The sequence below is a fragment of the Synechococcus sp. Lug-A genome (genome assembly GCF_024345655.1).
Taxonomy (GTDB): domain Bacteria; phylum Cyanobacteriota; class Cyanobacteriia; order PCC-6307; family Cyanobiaceae; genus MW101C3.
Window position 1 is genome coordinate 61,432 of the sequence record NZ_JAGQBN010000015.1, and the last position, 24,008, is coordinate 85,439.

Below are 24,008 nucleotides of genomic sequence, written 5' to 3' on the forward strand. Positions count from 1 at the left end.
GTAGGGGCCAGGCCCTTCGGCGCCTCAAAAGCCGGAACAGGAGTGTTAGCTTCCAGCCCAGGATCGTTCCAGCGGAGCAGGTTTCAAGATGTTGCGAGTCGCAGTGGTGGGTGGCGGCCCAAGCGGTTCCTGTGCTGCGGAGGTCCTCGCCAAGGCGGGCATCGAAACCTGGTTGTTTGAGCGAAAGCTTGATAATGCCAAGCCCTGCGGTGGTGCGATTCCACTCTGCATGGTTGATGAATTCGACCTGCCGGAGTCGATCATCGACCGCAAGGTGCGCAACATGAAGATGATCTCGCCCTCCAATCGTGAGGTGGATATCCATCTGGACAACGCCGATGAATACATCGGCATGTGCCGCCGCGAAGTGCTTGATGGCTTCCTGCGCAACCGGGCCGCCGAGCTTGGCACCCACCTCGTCAACGGGCTGGTTCAGAGCATCGACACCGGCAAGAACCGCCAGGGCCCTTATACCCTCAAGTATGCCGATTATTCCTCCGGTGGCCCTACCGGTGAGATCAAGACTCTCGAAGTGGATCTGATCGTCGGCGCCGATGGGGCCAACAGCCGCGTTGCCAAGGCGATGGATGCCGGCGACTACAACGTCGCCATTGCCTTTCAGGAGCGCATCCGTCTTCCCAAGGAGGAGATGTCCTACTACGAAGACCTCGCAGAAATGTATGTGGGCACCGATGTGTCCCCGGACTTCTACGCCTGGGTCTTCCCCAAGTTCGACCACGTGGCCGTTGGAACCGGCACCATGCAGGTCAACCAGGCCTTGATCAAGGGGCTCCAGAAGGGCATTCGGGAACGGGCCTCCGCCCGCCTGCTCAATGGTGAGGTGATCAAGGTGGAAGCTCACCCGATCCCTGAGCATCCCCGCCCGCGTCGGGTGGTGGGTCGCATGGCCTTGGTGGGCGATGCCGCCGGCTACGTGACCAAGAGTTCCGGTGAAGGAATCTATTTCGCTGCCAAGAGTGGCCGCATGTGCGCCGAACAGATCGTGGCAGCCAGCAGCTCTGGAGCAACGATTCCCACCGAAAAAGATCTCAAGGTCTACATCAAGAAGTGGGACCGCAAATACGGTGCCACCTACAAAGTTCTTGAGCTTCTGCAAAACATCTTCTATCGCAACGACGCTGCCCGCGAGGCCTTCGTTGAAATGTGCGATGACAAAGATGTGCAGCGTCTCACCTTCGACAGCTACCTCTACAAGCGGGTGGTGATGATGAACCCGTGGCAGCAGATCAAGCTCACCCTGCTCACCCTCGGCTCCGTGCTTCGCGGCCAGGCGCTGGCCCCCGCCGGCTACCAGCCGGTGAAGAGCGCTGTCCGCACCCAGGCAGAGATGGAGCTCTTCGCCGCCACCGGTTCCCTGCAGCCCCGTCAGGCTGAGGGGCTGGCCGCCGACATCGCCCCCACCCCGTCAGCGGCAGGGTCCGTCGTGACCGAAGCCGAGGAACGGGAACCTGCCCTGATGGGTCACTGAACTGGCTACTCAGCGCCTCACTTCAGTGCCTCACTGGGGCTCTGCCCAAATCCAGGGGGAGTCTTGGTGGTCCTTTGTCCTTGAAAGGCAGCGCCGATCACCCATCAAGGGCACTGAAATCGGCGAGCACCTCTGACTGATTGGTGAGGACCGCCAGCAGATTCAGCCGGTTGGTGCGCACGGCGATGTCGTCGCACATCACCATCACGCTCGTTTCGCCATCGAAGAAGGCCGCCAGCGCTCCCGCACCCTGGCCGAGGGCTGCGGCGAGACCGCTGTAGTCGATGCTGCCGGCCTCTCCGCAGGCCAGCGGCTCAATGTCCTGCACCACTGCCAGCAGTTGCGCTTCGCTGCTGGCAGTGAAGCAGGCTGGCTCCACCACGCCATCTGCGCGTAGCACCTGGCCGCTGAGCTCGCTGTGCTGCGCCAGCCGCGCCGCACGCTGCACCACGGCCTGAACCTCCTTGAGGGCGCCGCTCGCCCGAAGGTCCGCCAACACCTGGGTCCGCTCCCAGGCGTCGATGGGTTGGCGCAGCAGGCGTTCCCCTTGGACCGTGGCACCCGCCACCGCCCTTACCAGGTCAGCATCGAAGCCTTCCTCCTCCAGCTGGGCCACCAGCCGCTGGCGCAGAAACTCCTGCAGCTCCAGTGACAGGGCGACGGAATCCACCCCAAGGCCTGGCAGCAGCGCCTGCCAGTGCGCCGTGGCGCCCTGCAGCAGCGCGTTCAGATCAAGGCGCCAACCCTGGGCGTGGAGCACCTGCAGCAGCCCGTTGGCGGCCCGCCGCAGCCCGTAGGGATCGGAAGACCCGCTCGGCCGCTCCCCTTTGGCGTAGATGCTGAGCAGCAGCTCCAGGCGCTCCGCCATCGCCACCACCGCTCCGGCAGCGGAGCTGGGCAGGCGATCGCCGGCACCACGCGGCAGGTAGTGCTCCAGCACAGCCAGGGCCACGCCGCGCGATTTGCCTTCCTCCAGCACGTACTTCGCCCCGATCACCCCCTGCAGTTCCGGGAATTCGCCCACCATCTGGCTGACCAGATCGTGCTTGCAGAGTTCGGCGGCGCAGCGGGCGGTTTCGGCGTCGTCGTCCGCTAACGCCAGTGCCTCCAACAGGGTGTTGGTGAGCCAGCAGATTCGTTCGGCGCGCTGTTTCAGGCTGCCCAGGCCTTCAGCAAACGTGACCCGCTCCAACTGACTGAGGCGGCTGTGACTGCTCACCCGGCGGTCTGCGTCCAGGAAGAAGGCGGCATCGGCCAGCCGCGCCCGCAGCACCCGCTCGTTCCCCCGGCGCACTGTTGAGGCCGCCGCCTCCAGGCCGTTGCCGATGCAGAGAAACCTGGGCAGCAGTAAGGACCGGGCCGAGAGCGCCAGAACATCCGCCTGGGCGCCCACAGGCTCCAGTGGCACATAGCGCTGGTGGGAACGCATCACCGTGCTCAGCACCTCGGGGGGCAGGGCAAGGAAGTGCGCATCGATGCTGCCTTCAATCAGCGAGGGGCTCTCCACCAGATCGACCAGCTCCTCGAAGAGCGCCTCCGGCAGATCGGGCCGGGCGCCGGCGGCGGTGGCTGCCGCCTCCAGCTGCTGACGGATCCACTGGGCGCGCAGCTGGCGGTCGACCTGTACCCCGGCGGCGGCCAGCTCCTGCCTGTAGGTGCACGCCGCCGTGATCGACACCTCCGACTGCACGAGTCGGTGGCCGCGGCTAAGGCGGCCGCTCTGGATGCAGGGATCGGTAGCCGGCAACTGCACGGGAATCACCCGCTCATCAAGCAGGGCCACCAGCCAGCGCACCGGCCGGCTGAAGCGACTGTCTCCCTGGCCCCAGCGCATGAAGCGCCTTCCCTGCAGGGCATCGATCCAGCCGGGAATCAGGCCGCTCAGCAGCTCGAAGGTGGGCTGCCCCTGCTGCCGCAGGCGGGCGAAGACGAACGGCCCTTTCGGGGTCTGGCGGACTTCAAGTTCGCTGGCGGCCACGCCGCAGCGCCGGGCGAAGCCGATGGCGGCGGGAGCCGGCTCCCCGTTCACGAAGGCCTGCTCCGCCGGTGGGCCCTTGCGCTCCTCTTCCTGATCGGCCTGGCGCTCCGGCAGGCCACTCACGCACACGGCGAGGCGGCGGGGCGTGCTGCTGCACCACAGCGACTCCAGCGGCAGCTTGTGCGCGCTCAGTGCCTGGCGCACCTGCTGCTCCAATTGAGGGAGGGCCATCCGGGCGAAATCCGCCGGCAGTTCCTCGGTGCCGATCTCCAGCAGGAACGTGGCCACGCAAGTGTCTCAACAGCCACCGACTGTATTGAACGCCAGTGACGACGCGGCTGCTTCGCTACCTTCAAACAACCTGGTAGCACCAACGTGACCGTGACCCCCAACCGTGTTCGCAAGTCCGTGGGGGAACGGGAGGCTGAGGGCGGCCCTTCAGAGGGTGGATCCACCAAGCCTGCAGCAGGGCAACCGTTGGCTGCCACTGGGCAATCAACGGCTGGGCAACCAGCGACTGCCAACGACCTGCCACCCACCAAGTTCGAGCTGCTCAAGGCGGCCAGCGGCCATCTCAAGGAGCCGCTGGCCACCGAACTGGAGAACGACAAGCCGTTCTTCACGGACGGCGCCGTCCAGATCCTCAAGTTTCACGGCAGTTATCAGCAGGACAACCGCGACAACCGCCAGAAGGGCCGTGAAAAGGACTGGCAAATGATGCTGCGGCTACGCAGCCCCGCCGGGCGCATCCCGGTGCCGCTCTATCTGGCCATGGACGACCTGTCCAACAACCTCGGCAACGGCACGCTGCGGGTGACCACCCGCCAGGCCTTCCAGATGCACGGCATCGCCAAGGCCGATCTGCGCGAGGTGATCGGCACGATTGTGCGCGCGCTGGGTTCCACGCTGGCGGCCTGCGGTGACATCAACCGCAACGTGATGGCCCCCGCTGCCCCCTTCGAGAAGGGGGGCTACCCCGCCGCGCGTCGGTTGGCGGATCAGATCGCCGATCTACTGTCGCCGGAGGCCGCCGAGGGCTCCTATCTCGACCTCTGGGTGGAAGGGGATCACAGCTACCGCTTCAAGCCCGACAAGCCGGTGCGTGAGGCACGCGAGCGCCAGCGCGAAGGAGCCCTGTTCAGCGGTGATGCCTCCGAGCCCCTTTACGGCGGCACCTACCTGCCGCGCAAGTTCAAGGTGGCCGTCACGGTGCCGGGCGACAACTCCGTGGATTTGCTCACCCAGGACATCGGCCTGGTGGTGTTCACCGATCCGAGTGGGCGCCTCAGGGGCTGCAACGCCTACGTGGGTGGGGGCATGGGCCGCACCCATAACAAGGACGAAACCTTTGCGCGCACTGCCGATCCGCTCGGCTACGTGGCTGCCGAGCATGTGCTCGATCTCGTCCAGGCGATCGCTGCCCTGCAGCGCGACCACGGCGACCGCCAGGTGCGGCGCCACGCCCGCATGAAGTACCTGATCCACGACCGGGGCATCGCCTGGTTCAAGCAGGAGCTCAAGCGCTATTTCCCCCATCCGATCCGCGGCCTGCAGAACGAGCCCACCCCCCGCCTCGCCGACTACCTGGGCTGGCATCGCCAGAGCGCCAATCTCTGGTTCGTGGGCCTGCCCCTGCTCTGTGGCCGCCTCGAAGGCGAGCGCAAGCAGGGGCTGCGAAAGCTGGTGGAGACCTACCAGCTGGAGGTGCGGCTCACTCCCAACCAGGACCTGCTGCTCTGCAACATCGGCACCCCCCAGCGCAGTTCGGTGCGCTCCGCCCTGGCGGAGCTCGGCTTCCAGGCCCCCGAAGCTCCCGATCTGCTGGCCCGCCATGCGATCGCCTGCCCGGCCCTGCCCACCTGTGGTCTGGCCATCACCGAATCGGAACGCATCCTTCCTGAGGTGCTCGATCGCCTCGATGCCCTGCTGCGGCGCCTGGAGATCGAGAAACCCGTGCTCGTGCGCATGACCGGCTGTCCCAATGGTTGCGCCCGCCCGTACATGGCGGAGATCGGTCTGGTGGGCAGCGGCGTGGAGCAGTACCAGCTCTGGCTGGGGGGCACCCCCAACCTCACCCGTCTGGCCAGTCCCTTCCTGGAGCGGATGCCCCTGGCGGAACTGGAGAGCACCCTTGAACCCCTGCTGCGGGGCTGGAAGGCGGCCGGTGGGCGGCGCAGCTTCGGTGAGCACGTGGCCCAGCTGGGTGATGTGGCCGTGCGTGAGGCCCTGGTCGGATGTTGATCCGGCCGCTGCGGCTCGCTCTTGTGCTCGCCGCCCTGTCCATGGCCGGGCCCGCAGCCCTCAGCCAGGACCGACGCACACCTGCCGTCCCGGTGCAGACGTTCGAGCCGGATCCCCTCACCTGCAAGCGCGACAACCTGCTGGCCGCCTACCGGCGCCAGCTCAACCAGTTCGCCAGCCAACCACCGAAGGTGCTGGCCCGCCTGCGGGAGGTGCAACTGGAGATGGGCGAGGCCACCTTGAAACGCTGCGCCGCTCTCGGCCATCTCAGCCGGCCGGAGGCGGAACAGATCTGGCGCGAGTTTCAGCTGATGCCGCTGCCCACCGCCACCGTGCCCTCTCCAGACCCAGCGCCTGTCCAGCGCCCGTAGCAGGCCTGCGCAGCGCCGCTGCGCCAGGCCCACAGCTGATCACCATGGCTGAAGTGCCACCACTCGTTGGGGTGCTGACTGAACCCAGCTGCCGCCATCACCGCCTGCAGCAGCAGCCGTCGCTGGTGCCAGCTCGCCGCTGGGCCGGTTGGATCCTCTGCGGCAGCGTCGGCGTAGTGCCCAGGCTCTGAGACCGCGCCGATCGCATCGATGTCCCCGCCCATTCCCAGCAGCGCGCCTGCCGGCCCGGCCAGGGTGAGATCCACGGCTGCCCCTGTGCTGTGCGGCGGCGGTGTGGCTGGATCGGCACTGGGCGGGGCCCAGAAGCGGCCCACCTCTGCGGCCACGGCCTCGCGCTCCGGCCCCGGCCGCTCGGGATCCACCCCACGGGCTCGGCATTCCTCCCGCAGTGCGTGCTCTACCATGAACGCCTGCACCGCCAGCGGCCGCCAGGCATCAAACACGGCCAGCCGCCAGCCATTCTGCTGCTGCTGCAGGGCGTCCTGAGCCTGCAGCAGACGCTCCACCACCCCCTGGCGCAGGCGGAAGGGGCAGCCGGCCTGGCCATAGGGGGCCCCGAGAGCCGCATAAGGGTGAGGCTCGAGCCGGAGCAGCTCGGGGGGGAGTGGGATCAGCGGTTCGCCGTTGTCTTCGATCGGGACCGAGCTCCAGGGACGCGGCACGGCGGCAGACCAGGGGACAGGCTCAATTCAAGCGAGCCGCTTCCGCCTGCCGCTGGCGCTGTTCGGCCAGGGCCAGGGCCAGGCCCGGGTGCCGCTGCAGCTCCGGATCCGCCGCCAGCAGCCCCTGCGCCACGGCCCGTGCCTGTTCCAGCACGGCGCCATCCTCCGTGAGGCTGGCCAGGGCCAGATCGGGCAGCCCCGATTGGCGCGTGCCGAGCACCTGCCCGGGGCCCCGCAGTTGCAGGTCCATTTCGGCGATCTCGAAGCCGTCGCTGCTGCGCACCAGCACCTCCAGCCGCTGACGGGCTTCGGCGTTGCGGCTGTCATTGATCAGCAGGCAGTGGGAGGCGGCGGCACCGCGGCCCACCCGCCCCCGCAGCTGATGCAGCTGGGCCAGGCCGAAGCGCTCGGCGTGCTCGATCACCATCACGCTCGCGTCCGGCACGTCGACACCCACCTCCACCACCGTGGTGGCCACCAGCACATCGCAGGCGCCGCTGGCGAAGGCAGTGATCGCCTCCTGCTTCTCACTGCTGGCCATGCGGCCGTGCAGCAGCCCCACCCGCAGCTGCGGGAACACCTCCTCGCTCAGCTGGCGGTGCACCTCCACCGCCGAGCGCAGGTCGAGCTTCTCGGATTCCTCCACCAGCGGCAGCACCACATAGGCCCGCTGCCCCAGTGCCACCTGCTCGGCGATCAGCCTGTAGGCCTCCTGGCGCTCCCCGCTGCGCAGCAGCCGCGTGCGGATGGGGGTGCGGCCGGGGGGCAACGCATCGATCTGGCTCACCTCGAGATCTCCGTGCACCGAAAGCGCCAGGGTGCGGGGGATCGGGGTGGCGGTCATGGTGAGCAGGTGGGGCTGGACATCCTTCCCCAACAGCCTGTCGCGCTGCCGCACCCCGAAGCGGTGCTGCTCATCGACCACCACCAGACCGAGCCGGGCGAACTGCACCGGATCCTCCAGCAGGGCGTGGGTGCCCACCAGCAGCTGCAGCTGGCCGTTCGCCAGGTCCTGCAGCAGCTCACGGCGCCGCCGCTGCGGAGTGGAGCCGGTCAGCAGCGCCGCGCGCACATGCAGCTGGGGCAGCCAGTCGCCGAGTTTGCGGGCATGCTGCTCGGCCAGCACTTCGGTGGGAGCCATCAAGGCCCCCTGGCAACCGGCTTCGATCGCCGTGAGCAGGGCGGCAATGGCCACCACGGTCTTACCGCTGCCCACATCCCCCTGCACCAGGCGTGCCATCGGCTGGCCCCGGGCCATGTCGGCGCGGATCTCCGCCAGCACCCGCTGCTGGGCGGCGGTGAGGGGGAAGGGCAGCAGCGCCAGGAAGCCGCCCACCAGGCTGCCGGCGCCCGTGTTCACCGAGAGCGGCGTGGAGGGCCGGCGGCTCTGCTGCAGGCGTCGCTGCAGCAGCCGCAACTGCAGCAGCAGAAACTCATCGAACACCAGCCGGTGACGGCTGGCCTGCAGATGATCCCGGTCGCGGGGATCGTGCAACCCCTGCAGCGCCTCCCCACGGCCCATCAAAGCTTCCCGCTGGCGCAGACTGGCCGGCAGGGGATCGGGCCAACGCACCGCCGCCTCCAGCACGACCCGCAAGGCCTGCCGCAAGCGTTCGGCGTTCAGGCCTTCGGTGAGCGCGTAGACCGGCAGCAGCCGGCCGATGCGATCGGAGCGCAGCGGCGCATCCGGGCGCTCCAGCACCTCCATCAGCGGATCCTGGAAGCAGGGGCCGTAGGGCGAGTCCTTGACCAGGCCGCTGGCCACCACCGTGCAGCCGGGCGGGAACTGGCGTTGCTGGGCTTTCAGCCAACCCGGCGTGCTGAAGCGCTTGCCGATCAGAAACCGGCTCACCCGCAGCCGGCCCGTGATGTCCTGCAGCTGCAGCTCCAGGATCGAGAGGTTGGGATTGCGCGGGCTGGCAAAGGCATGGCAGCGCTTCACCGTGGCGACCACGGTGGCCGTCTCGCCGGCGCGCAGGGCACCGATCCGCGCCAGGTTCGCGTAATCGACGTAGTCGCGGGGGTAGTGGCGCACCAGATCACGGGCCAGCAGCAACCCCATGGCGGCGAGCTGGGTGGCGGTCCTGGCGCCGATGCCACGGATCGCCCCCAGCGGCGTGTCGGGTTCGATGGCCGCCTGCCCCTTGCTTACGCCGCTGGTGCGTGCATCGCCGCTGGTTGCACCTCTGCTGCCTGCCGCAGGCGCGGGCGCCTCGCGCCGCGGCAGCCGCGGCGGCGCCACGGTGGCCGGTGGGTCGAAGGAGCGGCGCAGGGCATGCAGCCGCTCGCGGCACTGGCGCACCAGGGTCTGCCGGCGGGCGGGGCTGAGGCCGCTGTAGCCCTCAAAGCCGGCAGCCAGCTCGGCCAGGGCGCGTTGATCCTCCGGTCGCTGGGTCAGGCCGTCCGGTGGTTGGCGGCAGCTGCGGGCCAGGAAGGCGCTGAAGCACTCGTGGCGGCCCTGCAGGTCGCCGAAACCGCGTTCCGCCTCCACCCTCAGGGCCTGTTGCAGGGTGGCCAGCCAATCGCCCGCTGGCGAGCCCGGGGTCAGGGCTGAACCGGACCTGCCATCCGACTGTCCTGCAACCACTGCTGCTCCGCCTCCAGGGCGAGGGTGCGCCGCTGCCAGTGTCGGTAGTTCCGGGCGACCGTGCGCAGTTCGCTGCGCCGCTCTTCCAGCCGGCGCCGGCTGGTGCGCAGCCGCGGCTGCTCAGCCTCGAGATCAGGGCCGCGCAGCAGCAGACCGAACGCTTCCATCGGCGCGGCCATGCCATCGGTGCTGAAGGGCAGAGACAGGCGCAGCAGGTTGGCGGGAGCCGGCAGTGCTTCGATCTGCCCGCGCAGCACCGCATCCAGCAGGCTCGCCGGCAGCAGGCTGCGCGTGAGGCCCAGGCGCAGCAATTCGAGGTTGATCGCGTGCGAGAGATTGCGCAGACGCCGCTGCAGGGCGAGGTCGAAGGCGCCCCACCAGTGCAGCAGCTCCAGCGGCTGGCGCGGCAACAGATAGGGCGCCTCGCTGCTGTCGTCTGGGCCGGTAGGCGAGGCGGACGCTGATACGGCGCTCCCCTCGCTGTCGTCATCGAGATCCTGATCGCCGTCGTTGTCGGTGTCCCTGGCCGGAGCAGGCAGGCGCCCCATCGCCTCGCTGGCCATCGCGAACAGCGCCTGGAACACATGGGCGGGTTCGCCGCCGGCGTCGAAACCACTGGCGGCCTGAGTGGCGGCACGATCTCCCTGGCTGCCGCCTGAGCGGTTTCTGTGCCGGCGGTGGCTGCGGCCACCATCGTCTCGGACGTCGTCGTTTCGGCCTACACCGTCTGGATCGGCGTCGTCATCTTCGGGGTCGGCGTCGATGAGAGCGTCATCGTCGGTGTCGTCTTCGTCTGCGTCGTCGTAGCTCTGGGCGTCGTAGCTCCGCCCGTCGTCCGCATCGGCGCCGTCTGGATCGTGGTGGCCGCTGTGCGCGTCGTCCTCATCCTCGTCCTCCGTGTCGCCGCCGCCGTACGCAGCGGCGCGGCCGCCTTCCTCCTCGCTGCCGCTGGTGAGCGCGGCCAGGCCGGACAGCCCGCTCAGGCCCGGCAGGCCGGCGGCGAACAGATCGGCACTGAGCGGCAGATCCATGCCCAGCTGCACGGAACCGCGGGGCAAGCCCATCGCCTGGCCGGAGTCTTGGCCAGAGCCGTCGCCGGATGGGCCAGGGGTGTCATCGCCATGGGAAGACTCTGTAGCTTCCCCAGCGGCAGCAGCCATGGCGGCCAGCAGACGCCGCTGCTCCCGCCGCCGCAGGCGCTGCTGTTCAGAGCGCACCTGGCGTGCCAGCACGATCAGCTGCTCCACCGTGAGCAGAGCGTTGCAGCGCTGCACCAGTTGCTGCAGGCGCTGCTGCAGTCCAAGCCGCTCGGCGGTGTCGAGCGCCGTGTAGCGCGCCGGCACCACCTGGGTGGCCAGGTGAAAGGTGGCCTGCAGGACTGCCTGCGGCAAGCCGGCCCTCAGCACCTGGAGGTAGAGGGCCAGATCCCGATACAGGGCCTGATTGCTCTGCTCCATGCGCTGGCGCAGCTGGTGCAGGTGGGCCTGGGCTTCCGTCAGTGCCGTGGCGCTGGATTCCAAGGCTGACACTCCACGGAGAGGAGGACTCCGGCGGAGCCGCTCAAGCGCTCGGGCCGCTCATGGCCGCCACTTCAGCGGCGAAATCGCTGGCTTCGACTTGGATGCCCTCACCCAGGGTGTAACGGGTGAAGCGCCGCACCTGGATGTTTTCACCGACCTGACCGGCCACCTGCTTCACCAGTTCGGCCAGAGTGATCGCGCTGTCCTTGATGAAGGGTTGCTCCAGCAGCGCGAGCTCTTTGAGCCGCTTGCCGATGCGTCCCTCGACGATCTTCTCCTTCATCTTGTCGGGCTTGCCGGCAAGATCATCGCGGCCCATTTCGATGCTTTTCTCGCGCTCGACGATTTCCGGGGGGATCTCCTCGGTGCTCACGTATTCGGCGTTGGGGCAGGCGGCGATCTGCATCGCCACGTTGCGCAGCAGCTCCTGGAACACATCACCGCGGGCGACGAAGTCGGTTTCGCAGTTGAGTTCAAGCAGCACACCGACGCGAGCGCCGGTGTGGATGTAGCTGCCGATCGCCCCTTCCGCTGCTGTACGACCGGCTTTCTTCTCCGCAGTGGCAATGCCCTTCTGGCGCAGCCATTCGGCGGCCTTGGTCATGTCACCGGCGTTTTCGGCCAGTGCCTTCTTGCAGTTCATCATCCCTGCGCCGGTTTTTTCGCGCAGTTCCTTGACGAGCTTTGCTGAAATCTCAGCCATGACAGAAACGGAGGGGGAGAAGGGAGAGGGAGTGAAGAGGCTGAGGGAGGCGGAGGAGGGCTTCAGCCCTCGTCGTCGTCGCGGGGTTCCTGGGCCCCATGGCGACCTTCGTTGATCGCATCGGCCAGGCGGCCCAGCACCAGCTGCACGGAACGCACGGCGTCGTCGTTGCAGGGGATCGGCACGTCGGCCAGGTCGGGGTCGCAGTTGGTGTCAAGCATCGACACCAGGGGAATGTCGAGTTTGCGGCACTCCAGAACGGCGTTGGTTTCGCGGCGCTGGTCCACCAGCACAACCACATCCGGCAGGCGGCGCATGTTCTTCAGACCACCCAGATACTTCTGCAGCCGCTCCAGCTCGCGCCGCAGCACGGCCGCTTCCTTCTTCGGCCGCATGGCGATGGCGCCGGAAGACTCCATCCGCTCCAGATCCTTGAGGCGATCGATGCGGGCGCGCATCGTGCTCCAGTTGGTGAGCATGCCGCCCAGCCAGCGCTGGTTCACGTAGGCGGCGCCGCAGCGGGCAGCCTCCTGAGCAATCACTTCGGAGGCTTGTTTCTTGGTGCCCACGAACAGGAACCGCTTGCCAGCGCGCGAGGCGCTGCGGGTCCATTTGTAGGCGTTGTTCATGCAGACGGCGGTCTGCACGAGATCGATGATGTGGACCCCGTTGCGCGCGCAATAGATGTAGCGCGACATCTTGGGATTCCAGCGGCGGGTTTGGTGGCCGAAGGGGGCACCCGCCTCCCTCCTTTTGGGGAGGGGTACGACAGCCACGGGGGGGGAGGGGTTCGGGTTCGCCTCCCCCTGCCCGGGGTCAGCACGAAACGACTCGAGAAAGAGGCGCCCTTGATCGTGTGAACACCCGAAACGGACAGGTGTGCGGTTTGTGGGGACCACTCAAATTACCAAACGGGCCTTCAGCGCAGCCCTGCGGCCCTTGCTTCCCGGTAAAGAGCCCGCACGCCAAGCCGGTTGAGTGGCAGCCGCAGCAGCTCCATCGCCAGCCCCGGCTGGCCGCGGCGGATCAACCAGGCCAGCAGGGGCCGCAGCGTGCGTTCGTTGACCAGCCCGCCGAGGGTGAGCACCTCCCACAGCAGCCGGTGCAACCAGGTGAACTGGATGATGAAGCGCACCCTGCGGGTGGGGTGCTTCCGGTAGAACACCAGGCCCATGCGCGCCCGTTCCTGCTCGATGCGCACCAGATCGGGCAGTTGTTCCAGGCGCAGGGCCGGATGCCAGTGATACCCCGCCGCTGCAGGGCAGCGCACCAGCTCCACCCCGAGCTGCCTTAGCCGTTCGCCCAGTTCGAGGTCTTCCCAGCCGTAGAGCCGGAAGCCGGTATCGAACAGGCCGGCCTGCTCCAGCAGTGCCCGGTCGATCGCCACATTGCCGGTGGCGAAGTAGGCCCACGAGAGATCGCTGAGCTTGTGGGGTTCGCTGCGCGGGTCCTCGAAGTTGGAGGTGTTGATCACCGCGCCGTAGGTGAAGCAACGGCGGTGGCCGTGCCGCTCCCAGTAGGCGACCAGGGCCTCGGCATGGGCCAGCAGGAAGCCGTCATTCACCACCAGGTCGCTGTCGATGAACACGATCACATCGCCGCGGGCATGGGCGACGCCCCGATTGCGCCCTTCCGCCGGACCGCCATGGTCCTGTTCCACCAGCCGCACGTGGGGGAAGCGGCCGGCCTCCTGGCGCAGCCAGGCGGGGGTGTCATCGGTGGAGCCGTCGTCGACCACCACCACTTCGTAGGCCTCGATCGGGGCTCCGAGCCGCTGCTGCTCCAGCGCGGTGAGTGCCTTCTCGAGGATGGGCCGGCGGTTGTAGGTGGGAATGACGACGCTGAGAAACATGCGCCTGAAACGAAGGGAGGACGGGGGAAGCCGGAGGGGAGGGCGAATCGAGAGGCAAAAAAAGGGACCCCGCAGGATCCCTTTCCATTGATCAAGGGGCGTGGCGCGACGGCTCAGTCGGCGGCGCCACCGTTGTTGGCGGTGCCGGTGACACCGTTGCCGGCACCTTCACCGCGACCGTCGTTGCGGAGCTTGCGCTTCTTGAATTTGCGGGCGTAGGAGCGGTTACGTTCCTGCTTTTCCTTTTTGAGGTTCCGGCGTTTCGCCATGGACGACCTGGGTACGGGAGATCGTTCACTCTAGCCAATGGGTTCCGAGCGGCTTCAGCTCGCCCAGCCAGCACTGCCCTTTCGCACGGCCCTGGATCGCCGTCGTTTCAGACGGCCCAGTTTCACTGCGGCAGCTCAGCTGAAGCTCATGGCAGCAGATCACCGCCGCAGCTCACAGCTGTAGTCAGCTGCTCCGCTGGAGCGCAGCTTCCGGGCCCCCTCAGTGCGCTGTCGCAGCGATCGCCAGTGGCGCGGACGACAGGCGACCGTCTTCCATTTTCACGAGCCGGTCGGCCACATCAAGGATGCGCGGATCGTGGGTGACCATCAAAACGGCGCACTGTTGCTCGCGCGCCAGGCGCTTCAGCAGTTCCACCACCTCGCGGCCGCTCTGGCTGTCGAGGGCGGCGGTGGGTTCATCCGCCAGCAGCAGGCGTGGATGGGTGGCCAGGGCCCGGGCGATCGCCACCCGCTGCTTCTGACCGCCCGAGAGGTCGTGGGGCAACTTGCCCAGGTGATCGCCGAGCCCCACGGCCCGCAGCCATTCGCGGGCCTGGTCGCGGCGGGCGCGGTAGCCAAGCCCCGGCAGCAGATCCGCCCCCATCTGCACGTTCTGCTCGGCCGTCAGGCAACGCAACAGGTTGTGGCCCTGAAAAATCATGCCGATGCGGCGCCGCAAGCGCTGCCGCTCGCCGCGGCCACTGTTCTCCAAGGCCTGGCCCAGCACACGCACGTGGCCCTCCTGCACCTGGCGCAGCGCCCCCACCAGCGTGAGCAGCGTGGTTTTCCCGCATCCCGACGGGCCGGTGAGCAGCACCACTTCGCCCGGGTCGATGCGCAGATCCACGTTCTGGATCACCTGCCGGCGCATCGTTCCCTTGCCATAGGAATGGCAGAGGCCGCTGATCTCCACCATGGCCGAGGCGTTGGCGCCGGCATCGGCTCTGCCGTAGTCGGCTGGGCTCGTGACGGTGCTGGTGACGGGGGACATCGGCGCAGGGCTCAGAAGATTTCGGCAGGATCGGCATCGCCGAGCTTGCGCATGGCCAGGGCTGCGGAGCCCATGCACATCACCAGGATCAGGCCGAAGATCAACAGGGAGCGGTTGGCTTCCATCCCCACCGGCAAGCGCGTGGCGGAGCGCACCAGGTGGTAGAGGCCAGTGCCGGCGGCGTAGGCCGGCACATAGCCGAGCACGGCCAGCAGGATGCCCTCCCGGGCCACCACCCCCAGCAGGGTCACAAGTGGGTAGCCCATCGCCATCAAGGTGGCGTACTCGGGCAGGTGGTCGCTGACGTCGCTGTAGAGGATCTGGTACACGATCACGCAGCCCACCACGAAGCCCATGGCGGCACCGAGCGTGAAGATGAACCCGATCGCGGTGCTGGTGCGCCAGTAGTCCTTCTCGGCTTCCTCGAACTCCTGCTTGGTGAACACTGTCACGTCGGCGGGAAGTCGCTCCCGCAACCGCTGTTGCACCACCTCTGGGGAAGCGCCGGGCCGAAGGCGGATCAGGCCCAGCTCGATCGCCCCCGGCGGGGTGTTGGGTTTGAGCCGCAGCAGGGTTTCGGTGCTGGTGATCAGGTTGCCGTCGGCGCCGAAGGAGGGGCCCAGGGCCACCAGGCCCGCCACCCGCACCCGTTTGCCATCCACCTCGGTTTCCACCGTCTTCCCTTCGCGGAACCACGGACCCACCGGCCCGAACTCCGGCCTTGAGGCCTCATCGAACAGCACCCGGTCGCGCTGGGTGAGCAGCTTCGCCTTGGCTGCCAGGCCCGGGTCGGTGAACAGGGGATCGTTCGGCTCGAAGCCAAGCGCCAGGATCTGACGGGTGGCGAGCGTTTCAGGGTTGCGCCACAGCAGGAAGCTCCAGTGCACCGGGGTGATCCCCTGCACCGCAGGGTCACCGAGGGCCTGCACGAGCCGGCGGCGCGGAAAGCTCGACATGCTGATCGAGCTCATCGTGCGCGGGCTCATCAGCACCAGGTCGGCGTCGAACAGCCGGTGGATTGTGATGCTGGCGTCGAACAGGCCGTCGCGGAAGCCCAGCTGCATGAACATCAGGATGCCCGCGAAGCTGATCCCCGCCAGCGCCACCAGCAGCCGCATGGGCTGACGGGTGAGCAGCAGCCAGGCCAGGGGGATGCGCCGGGCGGCCCAGAGATCCCCGAGCAAGGGGACGCGCATCACGGCAGGCTCCGGCTCATGGGTCGAAGCGGGTGATCGTCTTGGTTCCGGTGAGGTTGCGCACCTTCGCGGTATCGGCCGGATCCAGCGCGAGCCGCACCTCCACCACCCGCGCGTCGGCATCGCCGGTGGGATCGGTGGCGAGCACCTCCCGCTGCTGCACCTGCGGACTGATCCGGATCACGCGGGCGCGCAGGCTGCCATCGAAGCCGCCGTTCTCGCTGCTGATGCTGGCGGTCTGGCCGAGCTTCACCCGGCGGATGTCGCTCTCGTACACCTCGGCCACCACTTCCATGCGGTCGCTGGCACCGATCTGGAGGATGCCCTTGTCGCCGGGCCGCTCGCCCGCCCGGGCTTCGACGTTCAGAACGGTGCCGCTGATCGGAGCACGCAACTCACTGTTCACCAGATCGGTTTCGGTGCGTGCGATCTGATCAAGGGCTTCACGCAGGTTGCCCTGCAGCTCCAGCAGCGTGAGTTCGCGCGTTTCCAGTTCGGAGGCGGCGACGGCGCCATTGCGGGCGAGCTGGCGGTAGCGGTTCACTTCACGCTCCAGCACAGCGACCCTGCGGTTCAAGTTGGCGATGCGGCTGCGCTCCAGGCTGCGCCGGGCCAGCAGCGAAGGGCGATTGTCGAAGCGCGCCAGCAACTGCCCCGCCGCCACGCTGTCGCCCTCCTGCACCAGCAGCTCGGAGATGCGGGGGCTGCCGCCCATCTCCGACATCGGTGCCGCCAGATTGCGGATGTCACCGGCCGGTTCGAGCCGGCCCAGCGCCGAAATGGCATCCACCACGGCAGGCCGGCTGCTGGCGACGGGTGCCGGCGTGGGGGCCGGCTTCGGGCGGAACTGCCAGGCCACCGCAGCCACGCCCGCCACCACGAGCGCCGCGATCGCGATGCGCAGGGCGCGGGGACGGCCGGGAGTCAGGGAAGCTCCGGCGGATCGTCGAACAGAAGCTCCTCGATGTACCGGTCGGCCCACGCTGGGCTGAAGGCCTTCTCCAGCACCCGCCGCGTCTTGTCGTTTCGTTTCTGTTGCTGGCAATACGACAGCTGACCGTGATACCGAGCAACCGTAGCTGGATCGTCCCACGATTGAAAGTGGGCGGCCTGGGCTGCGGCCGAGAGCACCGCCAGAAAGCCCTGCACTTCTTCAATGAACCAGCCCTCCTCCTGGGCGGTTGCCGGGCGCACGAACCGCACGTAGGGCGAGAAGATCGTGCCCCAGGGCGGCAGCTCCCGTGGCTGGCTGAAGGGATGCACCGGCAGGGCCGCCAGGGCCCCGGCGATGCCCTCCGGCAGCGCACCGCGGGTGGGGGAGAGATCGGCGATCGCGGCGGACACCCCCGCCGGCCCGGCCACGATGTCGGCGCCGAACACCGGCAGATCGGCGCGGGGATCAGGGAAGTAGACGCAGTGAAGGATCTGCAGACCGGCCCCCAGCCGGGCGGTTTCCAGATGCAGCTTGCGCAGGCCGCGGCAGCGGCGCAGCTCGTTGTGGATGAACAGCCGCTCGCCATCGAGGCTGCCGCTGATCGCCTCCAGGTCGTCGGCGATCGCCAGCGGCTCCAGCTCTGGCAGCGCCTGCCAGCTGCTGCGGATCGCTGCCGCCAGCGTGTCCACCAAGGGGTGCACCCCGCCGGTGGCTGGGATCGTGGCGCTCGCCAATGCAGCCTCAGCCAGCAGAATGCTGATCTTCCCACGGCCAGGATCTGAACCGTTGAGCTCCCTGCCTGCCCTGCATGAGGCCCTGCCGACGCCCCAGGCCTTCCATCTCCAGAACGGCGTTCCGGTGGTGAGTGTGCGGCAGGAGCAGGCGCCGGTGGTCTGCCTGGATTTCTGGTGCCGCGCCGGCAGCGCCAGCGAGCAGGCGGCCGAATCCGGCCTGGCCCACTTCCTCGAGCACATGGTGTTCAAGGGCAGCGAAACCCTTGCCCCTGGAGCGTTCGATCAGCGCATCGAGGCGCTCGGCGGCAGCAGCAATGCCGCCACCGGCTTCGATGACGTCCACTACCACGTGCTGATTCCACCGGCGGCGGCGGCGGAAGCCCTCGATCTGCTGCTGGATCTGGTGCTGCACCCGCGCCTGGAGGCCTCCGATTTCGACATGGAGCGCCAGGTGGTGCTCGAAGAACTCGCCCAGAGCGAAGACCAGCCGGAGGACGTGGCCTTCCAGCGGCTGCTGGCGCTGGCCTGCCCAGGTCATGCCTACGGACTGGCGATTCTCGGTGAGCGTGAGGCCCTCACCCGCCACAACCCCGAGCGCATGGCTGCCTTCCACCGGCGCGGCTACCGGCCCAGCGCCTGCAGCCTGGCGGTGGCCGGTGCCCTCGATGGCCTGGATCTCGAGGCCATGGTGGCGGGCAGCGCCCTGGCCGACCTGGCTGATCCTGCAGGCCTCTCCGCCAGTGCCGGACCCGGCGAGCCCCCTGCTACCGCCACACCAGCCACCCCATCGGCCCCTGCTTCTGCGCCCTCGGCCGCTCCTGCCCCAGTCCTCGCGCTGCAGCCCGGCCGCCACACCCTCCGGCTCCCTCGCCTGGAGGCGGCCCGCCTGCTGATGGTGTGGCAACTGCCCGCCGCTGCCGATCTGGAGGCCACGGCCGGCGCTGACCTGCTCACCACCCTGCTGGCGGAGGGACGCCGCAGCCGTCTGGTGCAGCGGTTGCGGGAGGATCTGCGCCTGGTGGAAAGTGTTGACCTCGATCTCAACGTGCTCGAGGCCGGCAGTCTGGCCCTGCTCGAAGCCGTCTGCGAACCCGATCAGGCGGAGGCTGTGGAGGCGGAGATCGGCAAGGTCTGGCAGGAGCTCAGCGTCACGCCCCCCAGCACCAGCGAGTGGGAGCGGGCCCAGCGGCTGGTGGCGAACGGCTATCGCTTTGGTCTGGAGGCGGCTTCGCCGGTGGCGGGGCTGATCGGCAACCAGAGCCTCTGGGGGCGGCTGGAGCCCCTGCAGGAGCCGCTCGAACGGCTGCGGCTCTGGACGCCGCAACGGCTGCACGCTGAGATCCTGCCCCTGTTCGCCCCTGAGCGCGCCTGCCGTGTGCTGGCCCTGCCCGCATGAGCATTCCTCCCATCCCCCCCCTGCCGGCGCCTGACACCTTCACCCTGAGCAGCGGCTGTCCGGTCTGGGTGAGCCGGCGCCCTGGCCCGGCGATCCTGTCGGCGCGCCTTTGGATCAGGGGCGGCAGCGCTGCCGACCCGCCCGGTGAGCGGGGTCGCGCCCAGCTGCTGGCCGGCCTGCTCACCCGCGGCTGCGGAAACCTCAGTGGCGAGGCGATTGCCGATCTGGTGGAGGGCCTCGGCGATGAACTGCGCTGCGAAGCCAGCGAAGACGCCCTGGTGATCAGCCTCAAGTGCGCCACGGCCGATGCCTCTGCCGTGCTGCCGCTGCTGCACACCATGGTGCGCAGCCCGTGGCTGGCGCCGGATCAGCTCAGCCTTGAGCGGCAGCTCAACCTGCAGACCCTCGCCCGCCAGCGGGAAGATCCGTTCCAGCAGGCCCACGATCTGTTGCGCCGCCAGCTCTACGGCCAGGGGGGCTACGGCCATGACCCCCTGGGTGTGGACGATGAGCTCGCCGCCGTGGAGCGGCCCCGGTTGGCGCAGGCCGCCGCCGGGCTCGGCTCGCAGGGGGCGGTGCTGGTGATGGCGGGCCAACCGCCCGAGGCGGTGCGGGATCTGCTGGAGGTGGCGGATGAGGGTCAGGAACCCTCTCCCTGGACCACCTTTGCGCCGCAGCCCGGCGCCGGCCCCGCAGGCTGCGGCGGCCCTGAGCTGGTGACGGTGGAGCAGGACACCGAGCAGCTGGTGCTGATGCTCGGAGCCGCCACGGTGCCCCTGGCCGATCCCCGCTCCCTGGCTCTGCGCCTGCTGCAGTGCCATCTCGGTGTGGGCATGTCCAGCCGGCTGTTCGTGGCCCTGCGCGAAGAGCACGGCCTTGCCTACGACGTGGGTGTGCACCTGCCGGCTCGCCGCGGGGCCGCCCCGTTCGTCTGCCACCTCTCCAGTTCAGCCGAGCGGGCGGCGCTGGCCACCACCGAGCTGCTGAACGAATGGCAGCGGCTGCTGGATCAACCCCTCACCCTCCCGGAGTGGCAGCTCGCCCTCGCGAAGTTCCGCGGTTCCGCTGCGGTTGGCCGCCAGACGGGTGGCCAGGTGGCCGATCGCCAGGCGCTGGTGCTCGGCCATGGCCTGCCCTGGTCCTACGCCGATGAGGCGGTGGTCCGCGCCGAAGCGCTCACCCCCCACGCCCTGCAGCAAGTGGCGCGCAGTTTGCTGGCAGCCCCCAGCCTCAGCCTGTGCGGTCCAGCTGGCGCCCTCGCCATGGCGGAACGGGCCTGGGCCGCTCACCCGTTGGGGCGTTCGGCAGGGGGGTCCGTGTCAGCGGCGGCGCAGAGCTGATCGGGCTCCAGCAGAAAGGTGCCACGCCGAAAGCGCACGGCCAGCTGTCCCAGTGCTCTGAGGCTCACCACCTGACCCACCTCTCCGCTGTCCACCAGATCGGGCGGTCGCAGCATCGGCATCGGGTCGGCGGTCTTGAGATAGGCCGGCCGCTCGCCCAGCTGCACCAGGGCACCGACGGCATAGGCAGGGGATGGCGGTTCGTCCATTGGCAAGGCTGTGCAGCTGCCCCCCACTACAGCAGGATGGAGCCAACCAGATCTCCCTTGCTTGCGGGCCTTAGCCAACTGCAGCGGCGCCATCGTCGGACTTCTGCTGATCATCAGCGGCGGCCTGATCCGTGTCGCCGTTGCCATGCCCTTCGTGGATGGGGGTTACGCCCTGCGCGAACTGCCGGTCACCGCACAGGTGCCGGCCCTGTTGCTCACTGCCCTGGTGTGCGGCCCACGGCCGGCCCTGCTGGCGGCGGTGGCCTACCTGAGCCTTGGCCTGCTGGTGCTGCCGGTGTTCCACACCGGTGGCGGCATGGCCTACCTGCTCGATCCGGGCTTCGGCTTTCTGGCCGGTTTCATCCCGGCCGCCTGGCTGAGCGGCCGCCTGGCCAGCCAGCCCGGCATGGGCGAACTGCTGCGCCTGATGGGGGCGGCGCTGTTCGGCCTGGGGGTGATCCAGCTATGCGGCCTCGCCTACCTGCTGCTCGGTGGACTGGTGGGCCGCTGGGGAGGGGGCCTGGGCGATCTGCTGCTCGCCTACAGCCTCGGTCCGCTGCTGCCCCAGCTGATGCTCTGCTGCGCCGTGGCAGTGCTGGCCGTGCCGCTGCGCCGGCTGCTGCTGGTCAGCTCGTGAACGGGGGGCCGTCATGAGCCTCGCCGGCCATCGCCGCCGCGCCGCCTGGATCACCGCCCTGGTGGTGCTGGTGCTCGATCAGGCCAGCAAGGCCTGGGCCCTGTCGGCCCTCTCCGGCACCTCCAGCAGCCCGTTGCTGCCCGGTCTGCTGCGCCTGCGCCTCGTCTTCAACACCGGCGCCGCCTTCAGCCTGTTCACCGGCTCCACCAAGGCGCTGGCGCTGGTGAGCCTGGTGGTAGCGATCGGCCTGGGGGTGTGGATCCAGCGCCAGAGCAGCCTGCGCCGCTGGCAGTGGCTGGGGGTGGGGGCGCTGTTGGGTGGTGCGCTCGGTAATGGCCTCGACCGCTGGCGGCTCGGCTGGGTGGTGGATTTTCTCGAACTGGTGCCGGTGCGCTTTCCGGTGTTCAACCTGGCGGATGTGGCGATCAACGTGGCCGTGATCTGCCTGGCGCTCGACCTGCTGGAGGAGAGCCGTGGTCGCGGGACTTGAGCGCCTCAAGCAGCGCCTGGCGCAGCCGCCCGAAGCGGGAGGCGCTGTGCTGGAGGTGTTCCTCCCCGGTCAGCCCTCACGCCGGTTGGCCCTCTACGGCGGCCTCTATCGCATCGGCCGCGATAACCGCCTGGAGGTCGGCATCGACCATCCGGCGGTGAGCAAGCAGCACGCGTTGCTGGAGCAGGTGGGCGGTGACTGGCTGATCCGCGATGACAACTCCACCAACGGCCTCTATTGGCGCGGCAGCCGGGTGACTGCACTGCTCCTGCGGGACGGCGACGTGGTGCGGCTCGGCCCGCCCTCGGAGCCGGGGTTGCCAGAACTGGTGTTCCAGCGGCGACCCATGCCCCGGCTGCTGCGCCTGGCCCGGGCCGGCACCTTGGCATTGGCTGGCGCTGCCGGGGCCGGCCTGCTGCTGCTGGGTCTGTCAGCGCTGCAGTTGCCGCTGCGCGGCAGCCTGGCGCCGGTGCGGGGCCCGCTGGCCCTCTACGACCGCGCCAACCGGCCCCTGCAATCAGCCGATTCGCGCGAACACCGCGAGAACAAGAACCTCTCCGATTTCCCGCCGGTGCTGCGGGATGCGCTGCTGGCCAGTGAGGACAGCCGCTTCTGGTGGCATCCGGGGGTGGATCCGATCGGCACCGGTCGCGCCCTGGTCACCAACCTGCTGGGCGGGCGCGTGCTGGAGGGGGGCAGCACACTCACCCAGCAGCTGGCCCGCAGCCTCTACCCCGACCAGGTGGGGCAGGGCGAGACCCTGGCCCGCAAGTGGCGCGAGCTGCTGGTGGCGCTGCAGCTGGAAGCCCGATTCAGCAAGAGCGAGCTGCTGCTCAGCTACCTCAACCGGGTGTATCTGGGCGTGGGCTGGGGCTTCGAGGATGCCGCCCGCAGCTACTTCGGCAAACCCACCGCCAGGCTCGATCTGGATGAAGCGGCCCTGCTGGTGGGTCTGCTCCCTTCGCCGAACGGCCACGATCCCTGCTCCAATCCCCAGGCGGCGCTGGACGCGCGCAATGCCGTGCTCGCCAAGATGGCCGACACGGGAAAGATCAGCGCCGATCAGGCCCGCCAGGCCCGCCGCCGGCCGATTCAGCTCGGCCCCAAGGCCTGCCGCAGTGGCCAGGGACGCCCGGCGCCCTTCTACACCGATCAGGTGCGCGCTGATCTGGAAACCCTGGTGGGTGCGGAGGTGGCCGTGGAGGGCAACTTCCTGGTGGAGACCCACTTTGATCCGGCGTTGCAGCAGGTGGTGGAGCGCCAGCTGCGGCGGGCCCTGGCCCGCGGCGGCGCCTCGGAAGGGGCGGTGGTGGTGCTCGACAGCCGCAGCGGCGGGATGCTGGCGATCGCCGGCGGCCGCGATTACCGACGCAGCCAGTTCAACCGGGCCAGCATGGCCCTCAGGCAGCCCGGCAGCACCTTCAAGCTGTTCACCTACGTGGCGGCGCTGGAGCGTGGTGCCAAGCCCGGCGATGGCATCGACTGCGGCCCGCTCACCTGGGCGGGGCAATCCTTCGCCAGCACCTGCCGCGGCGCGATCAGCCAGCGGCAGGCCTTCGCGATGAGCAGCAACACCGCCGCGCTGCGGCTGGCCCGCCGCGTCGGGCTGGAGGCGGTCGAGCAGACGGCCCGAGACCTCGGTATCACCTCGCCACTGCATGCCGTTCCCGGGCTGGCCCTTGGCCAGAGTGAGGTGGTGCTGACCGAGCTCACCGCCGCTTACGCGGCTTTGGTCAACGACGGGGTGTGGCATGCGCCCAGCACCATCCGCCGCCTCACCGATGCCGAAACCTGTGCCGGCCTCGACAGCGCCCGCTGTCGCGAGCAGCGGGCCCGTACTGCCAGAAGCGTGAGCCCGGGCCGGCAAGTGGTCAAACCCCAGACGGCCAAGGCCATGCAAGGGATGATGCGCGCGGTGGTGCGTTCCGGCACCGGCACTGCCGCCTACCTGGGTGGCAACGAGGGTGGCAAGACCGGCACCACCAACGAGGCGCGTGACCTGGTGTTCGTGGGCTTCGAACCGCGCCGGCACATGGTGATGGGCATCTGGCTCGGCAACGACGACAACCGCCCCACCGGTGGCTCCAGCGCCCAGGCCGCTGCCCTCTGGGGCGACATCATGCGGGCGGCGCCCAGCGGCACCCCAGCCGCCGTCGCCCGGCGCTGATGCCCCGCTTCCGCCTCTGGATCTGGCTGGCGGTGGCGCTGGCCGCCGTCGTGGCGGCCTCCGTGCTGATCCAGGCCGTCAACAATCTGCTCTGGCAACTCAGCTACCTGCTGCCGGCCTGGCTGGTGGGCCCGGTCACCCTGCTGTTGATCGGTGGTGGTGTGCTGCTGGTGGCCCGCTTTGCCGGCCCCTGGCTGCTGGCCTGGAGCCGCCGCCCCCAG

At 68.9% G+C, this 24,008-nt stretch carries 21 protein-coding genes and 1 pseudogene; 9 read left to right on the forward strand and 13 right to left on the reverse strand.

Annotated elements, in window-relative coordinates:
* The first annotated feature begins 88 nt into the window (after nucleotides 1–88).
* Nucleotides 89–1,489 (forward strand): geranylgeranyl reductase, encoded by a 1,401-nt coding sequence (gene chlP / locus KBY86_RS11885; RefSeq protein ID WP_255101279.1) that lies wholly within the window; start codon nucleotides 89–91, stop codon nucleotides 1,487–1,489.
* A gap of 97 nt (nucleotides 1,490–1,586) precedes the next feature.
* Here chlP and glyS read toward each other — a convergent pair whose 3' ends face one another.
* On the reverse strand, nucleotides 1,587–3,755 hold the full coding sequence (glyS, locus tag KBY86_RS11890) for a glycine--tRNA ligase subunit beta (protein ID WP_255141191.1): 2,169 nt from the start codon (nucleotides 3,753–3,755) through the stop codon (nucleotides 1,587–1,589).
* Between the two features lie 189 nt (nucleotides 3,756–3,944).
* Here glyS and KBY86_RS11895 point away from each other — a divergent pair, with 189 nt between their 5' ends.
* Nucleotides 3,945–5,708: an NADPH-dependent assimilatory sulfite reductase hemoprotein subunit gene (locus KBY86_RS11895; RefSeq protein ID WP_094513114.1), complete on the forward strand. Its 1,764-nt coding sequence runs from the start codon at nucleotides 3,945–3,947 to the stop codon at nucleotides 5,706–5,708.
* Nucleotides 5,702–6,079, forward strand: a complete 378-nt coding sequence (locus tag KBY86_RS11900) for a hypothetical protein (RefSeq protein WP_094513115.1) — start codon at nucleotides 5,702–5,704, stop codon at nucleotides 6,077–6,079. Before KBY86_RS11895 ends, KBY86_RS11900 begins: the two co-directional genes overlap by 7 nt.
* Here KBY86_RS11900 and KBY86_RS11905 read toward each other — a convergent pair.
* From KBY86_RS11905 to KBY86_RS11955, 11 genes are all read right to left on the reverse strand, one after another.
* On the reverse strand, nucleotides 6,013–6,762 hold the full coding sequence (locus KBY86_RS11905; protein WP_255101275.1) for a M15 family metallopeptidase: 750 nt from the start codon (nucleotides 6,760–6,762) through the stop codon (nucleotides 6,013–6,015). The two genes, KBY86_RS11900 and KBY86_RS11905, sit on opposite strands and share 67 nt — an antisense overlap.
* 22 nt (nucleotides 6,763–6,784) lie before the next feature.
* Entirely contained in the window at nucleotides 6,785–9,310 is a 2,526-nt protein-coding gene (gene recG / locus KBY86_RS11910) for an ATP-dependent DNA helicase RecG (protein ID WP_399221491.1), read from the reverse strand.
* Nucleotides 9,307–10,869, reverse strand: a complete 1,563-nt coding sequence (locus KBY86_RS11915; protein ID WP_255141192.1) for a hypothetical protein — start codon at nucleotides 10,867–10,869, stop codon at nucleotides 9,307–9,309. Before KBY86_RS11915 ends, recG begins: the two co-directional genes overlap by 4 nt.
* 40 nt (nucleotides 10,870–10,909) lie before the next feature.
* Complete coding sequence (tsf, locus tag KBY86_RS11920) at nucleotides 10,910–11,572, reverse strand: translation elongation factor Ts (protein WP_094513118.1); 663 nt, start codon at nucleotides 11,570–11,572, stop codon at nucleotides 10,910–10,912.
* A gap of 62 nt (nucleotides 11,573–11,634) precedes the next feature.
* Nucleotides 11,635–12,348 (reverse strand): 30S ribosomal protein S2, encoded by a 714-nt coding sequence (gene rpsB / locus KBY86_RS11925; RefSeq protein WP_255141193.1) that lies wholly within the window; start codon nucleotides 12,346–12,348, stop codon nucleotides 11,635–11,637.
* Between the two features lie 143 nt (nucleotides 12,349–12,491).
* The gene (locus KBY86_RS11930) at nucleotides 12,492–13,424 is read right to left on the reverse strand and encodes a glycosyltransferase family 2 protein (protein ID WP_255141194.1); all 933 of its coding nucleotides are present in this window, start codon (nucleotides 13,422–13,424) and stop codon (nucleotides 12,492–12,494) included.
* A gap of 113 nt (nucleotides 13,425–13,537) precedes the next feature.
* Nucleotides 13,538–13,693, reverse strand: coding sequence for a hypothetical protein (locus KBY86_RS11935; RefSeq protein ID WP_011129965.1), 156 nt, complete (start codon nucleotides 13,691–13,693; stop codon nucleotides 13,538–13,540).
* 220 nt (nucleotides 13,694–13,913) lie between these two features.
* A complete protein-coding gene (locus KBY86_RS11940; protein ID WP_094513461.1) occupies nucleotides 13,914–14,609 on the reverse strand; it encodes a DevA family ABC transporter ATP-binding protein in 696 nt (231 codons plus the stop codon).
* 86 nt (nucleotides 14,610–14,695) lie between these two features.
* Nucleotides 14,696–15,880 carry an ABC transporter permease DevC gene (gene devC, locus KBY86_RS11945; RefSeq protein WP_255141195.1) on the reverse strand — a complete coding sequence of 395 codons (1,185 nt, stop codon included), beginning with the start codon at nucleotides 15,878–15,880 and terminating at the stop codon, nucleotides 14,696–14,698.
* Nucleotides 15,881–15,896: 16 nt separating this feature from the next.
* The gene (locus KBY86_RS11950; protein ID WP_255141196.1) at nucleotides 15,897–16,862 is read right to left on the reverse strand and encodes an HlyD family efflux transporter periplasmic adaptor subunit; all 966 of its coding nucleotides are present in this window, start codon (nucleotides 16,860–16,862) and stop codon (nucleotides 15,897–15,899) included.
* A complete protein-coding gene (locus tag KBY86_RS11955; RefSeq protein WP_255141197.1) occupies nucleotides 16,805–17,548 on the reverse strand; it encodes a phycocyanobilin:ferredoxin oxidoreductase in 744 nt (247 codons plus the stop codon). The genes KBY86_RS11950 and KBY86_RS11955 overlap by 58 nt, the downstream gene beginning before the upstream one ends.
* A gap of 52 nt (nucleotides 17,549–17,600) precedes the next feature.
* Between KBY86_RS11955 and KBY86_RS11960 the strand changes: the two genes are divergently transcribed.
* On the forward strand, nucleotides 17,601–18,944 hold the full coding sequence (locus KBY86_RS11960; protein ID WP_255141198.1) for a pitrilysin family protein: 1,344 nt from the start codon (nucleotides 17,601–17,603) through the stop codon (nucleotides 18,942–18,944).
* Nucleotides 18,941–20,284: a pitrilysin family protein gene (locus tag KBY86_RS11965; RefSeq protein ID WP_255141199.1), complete on the forward strand. Its 1,344-nt coding sequence runs from the start codon at nucleotides 18,941–18,943 to the stop codon at nucleotides 20,282–20,284. Before KBY86_RS11960 ends, KBY86_RS11965 begins: the two co-directional genes overlap by 4 nt.
* Here KBY86_RS11965 and KBY86_RS11970 read toward each other — a convergent pair.
* Complete coding sequence (locus KBY86_RS11970; RefSeq protein WP_255141200.1) at nucleotides 20,230–20,493, reverse strand: NAD(P)H dehydrogenase assembly family protein; 264 nt, start codon at nucleotides 20,491–20,493, stop codon at nucleotides 20,230–20,232. The genes KBY86_RS11965 and KBY86_RS11970 overlap by 55 nt on opposite strands.
* Nucleotides 20,494–20,554: 61 nt before the next feature.
* Between KBY86_RS11970 and KBY86_RS11975 the strand changes: the two genes are divergently transcribed.
* From KBY86_RS11975 to KBY86_RS11990, 4 genes and pseudogenes are all read left to right on the forward strand, one after another.
* Nucleotides 20,555–21,130 (forward strand): biotin transporter BioY, encoded by a 576-nt coding sequence (locus KBY86_RS11975; protein WP_094513125.1) that lies wholly within the window; start codon nucleotides 20,555–20,557, stop codon nucleotides 21,128–21,130.
* Nucleotides 21,131–21,143: 13 nt separating this feature from the next.
* The gene (gene lspA / locus KBY86_RS11980) at nucleotides 21,144–21,620 is read left to right on the forward strand and encodes a signal peptidase II (protein WP_255101267.1); all 477 of its coding nucleotides are present in this window, start codon (nucleotides 21,144–21,146) and stop codon (nucleotides 21,618–21,620) included.
* Complete coding sequence (locus KBY86_RS11985) at nucleotides 21,604–23,787, forward strand: transglycosylase domain-containing protein (RefSeq protein WP_399221486.1); 2,184 nt, start codon at nucleotides 21,604–21,606, stop codon at nucleotides 23,785–23,787. The genes lspA and KBY86_RS11985 overlap by 17 nt, the downstream gene beginning before the upstream one ends.
* Nucleotides 23,787–24,008: pseudogene (locus KBY86_RS11990) on the forward strand (GTP-binding protein); the annotation flags it as partial. The gene KBY86_RS11985 and the pseudogene KBY86_RS11990, both read left to right, overlap by 1 nt.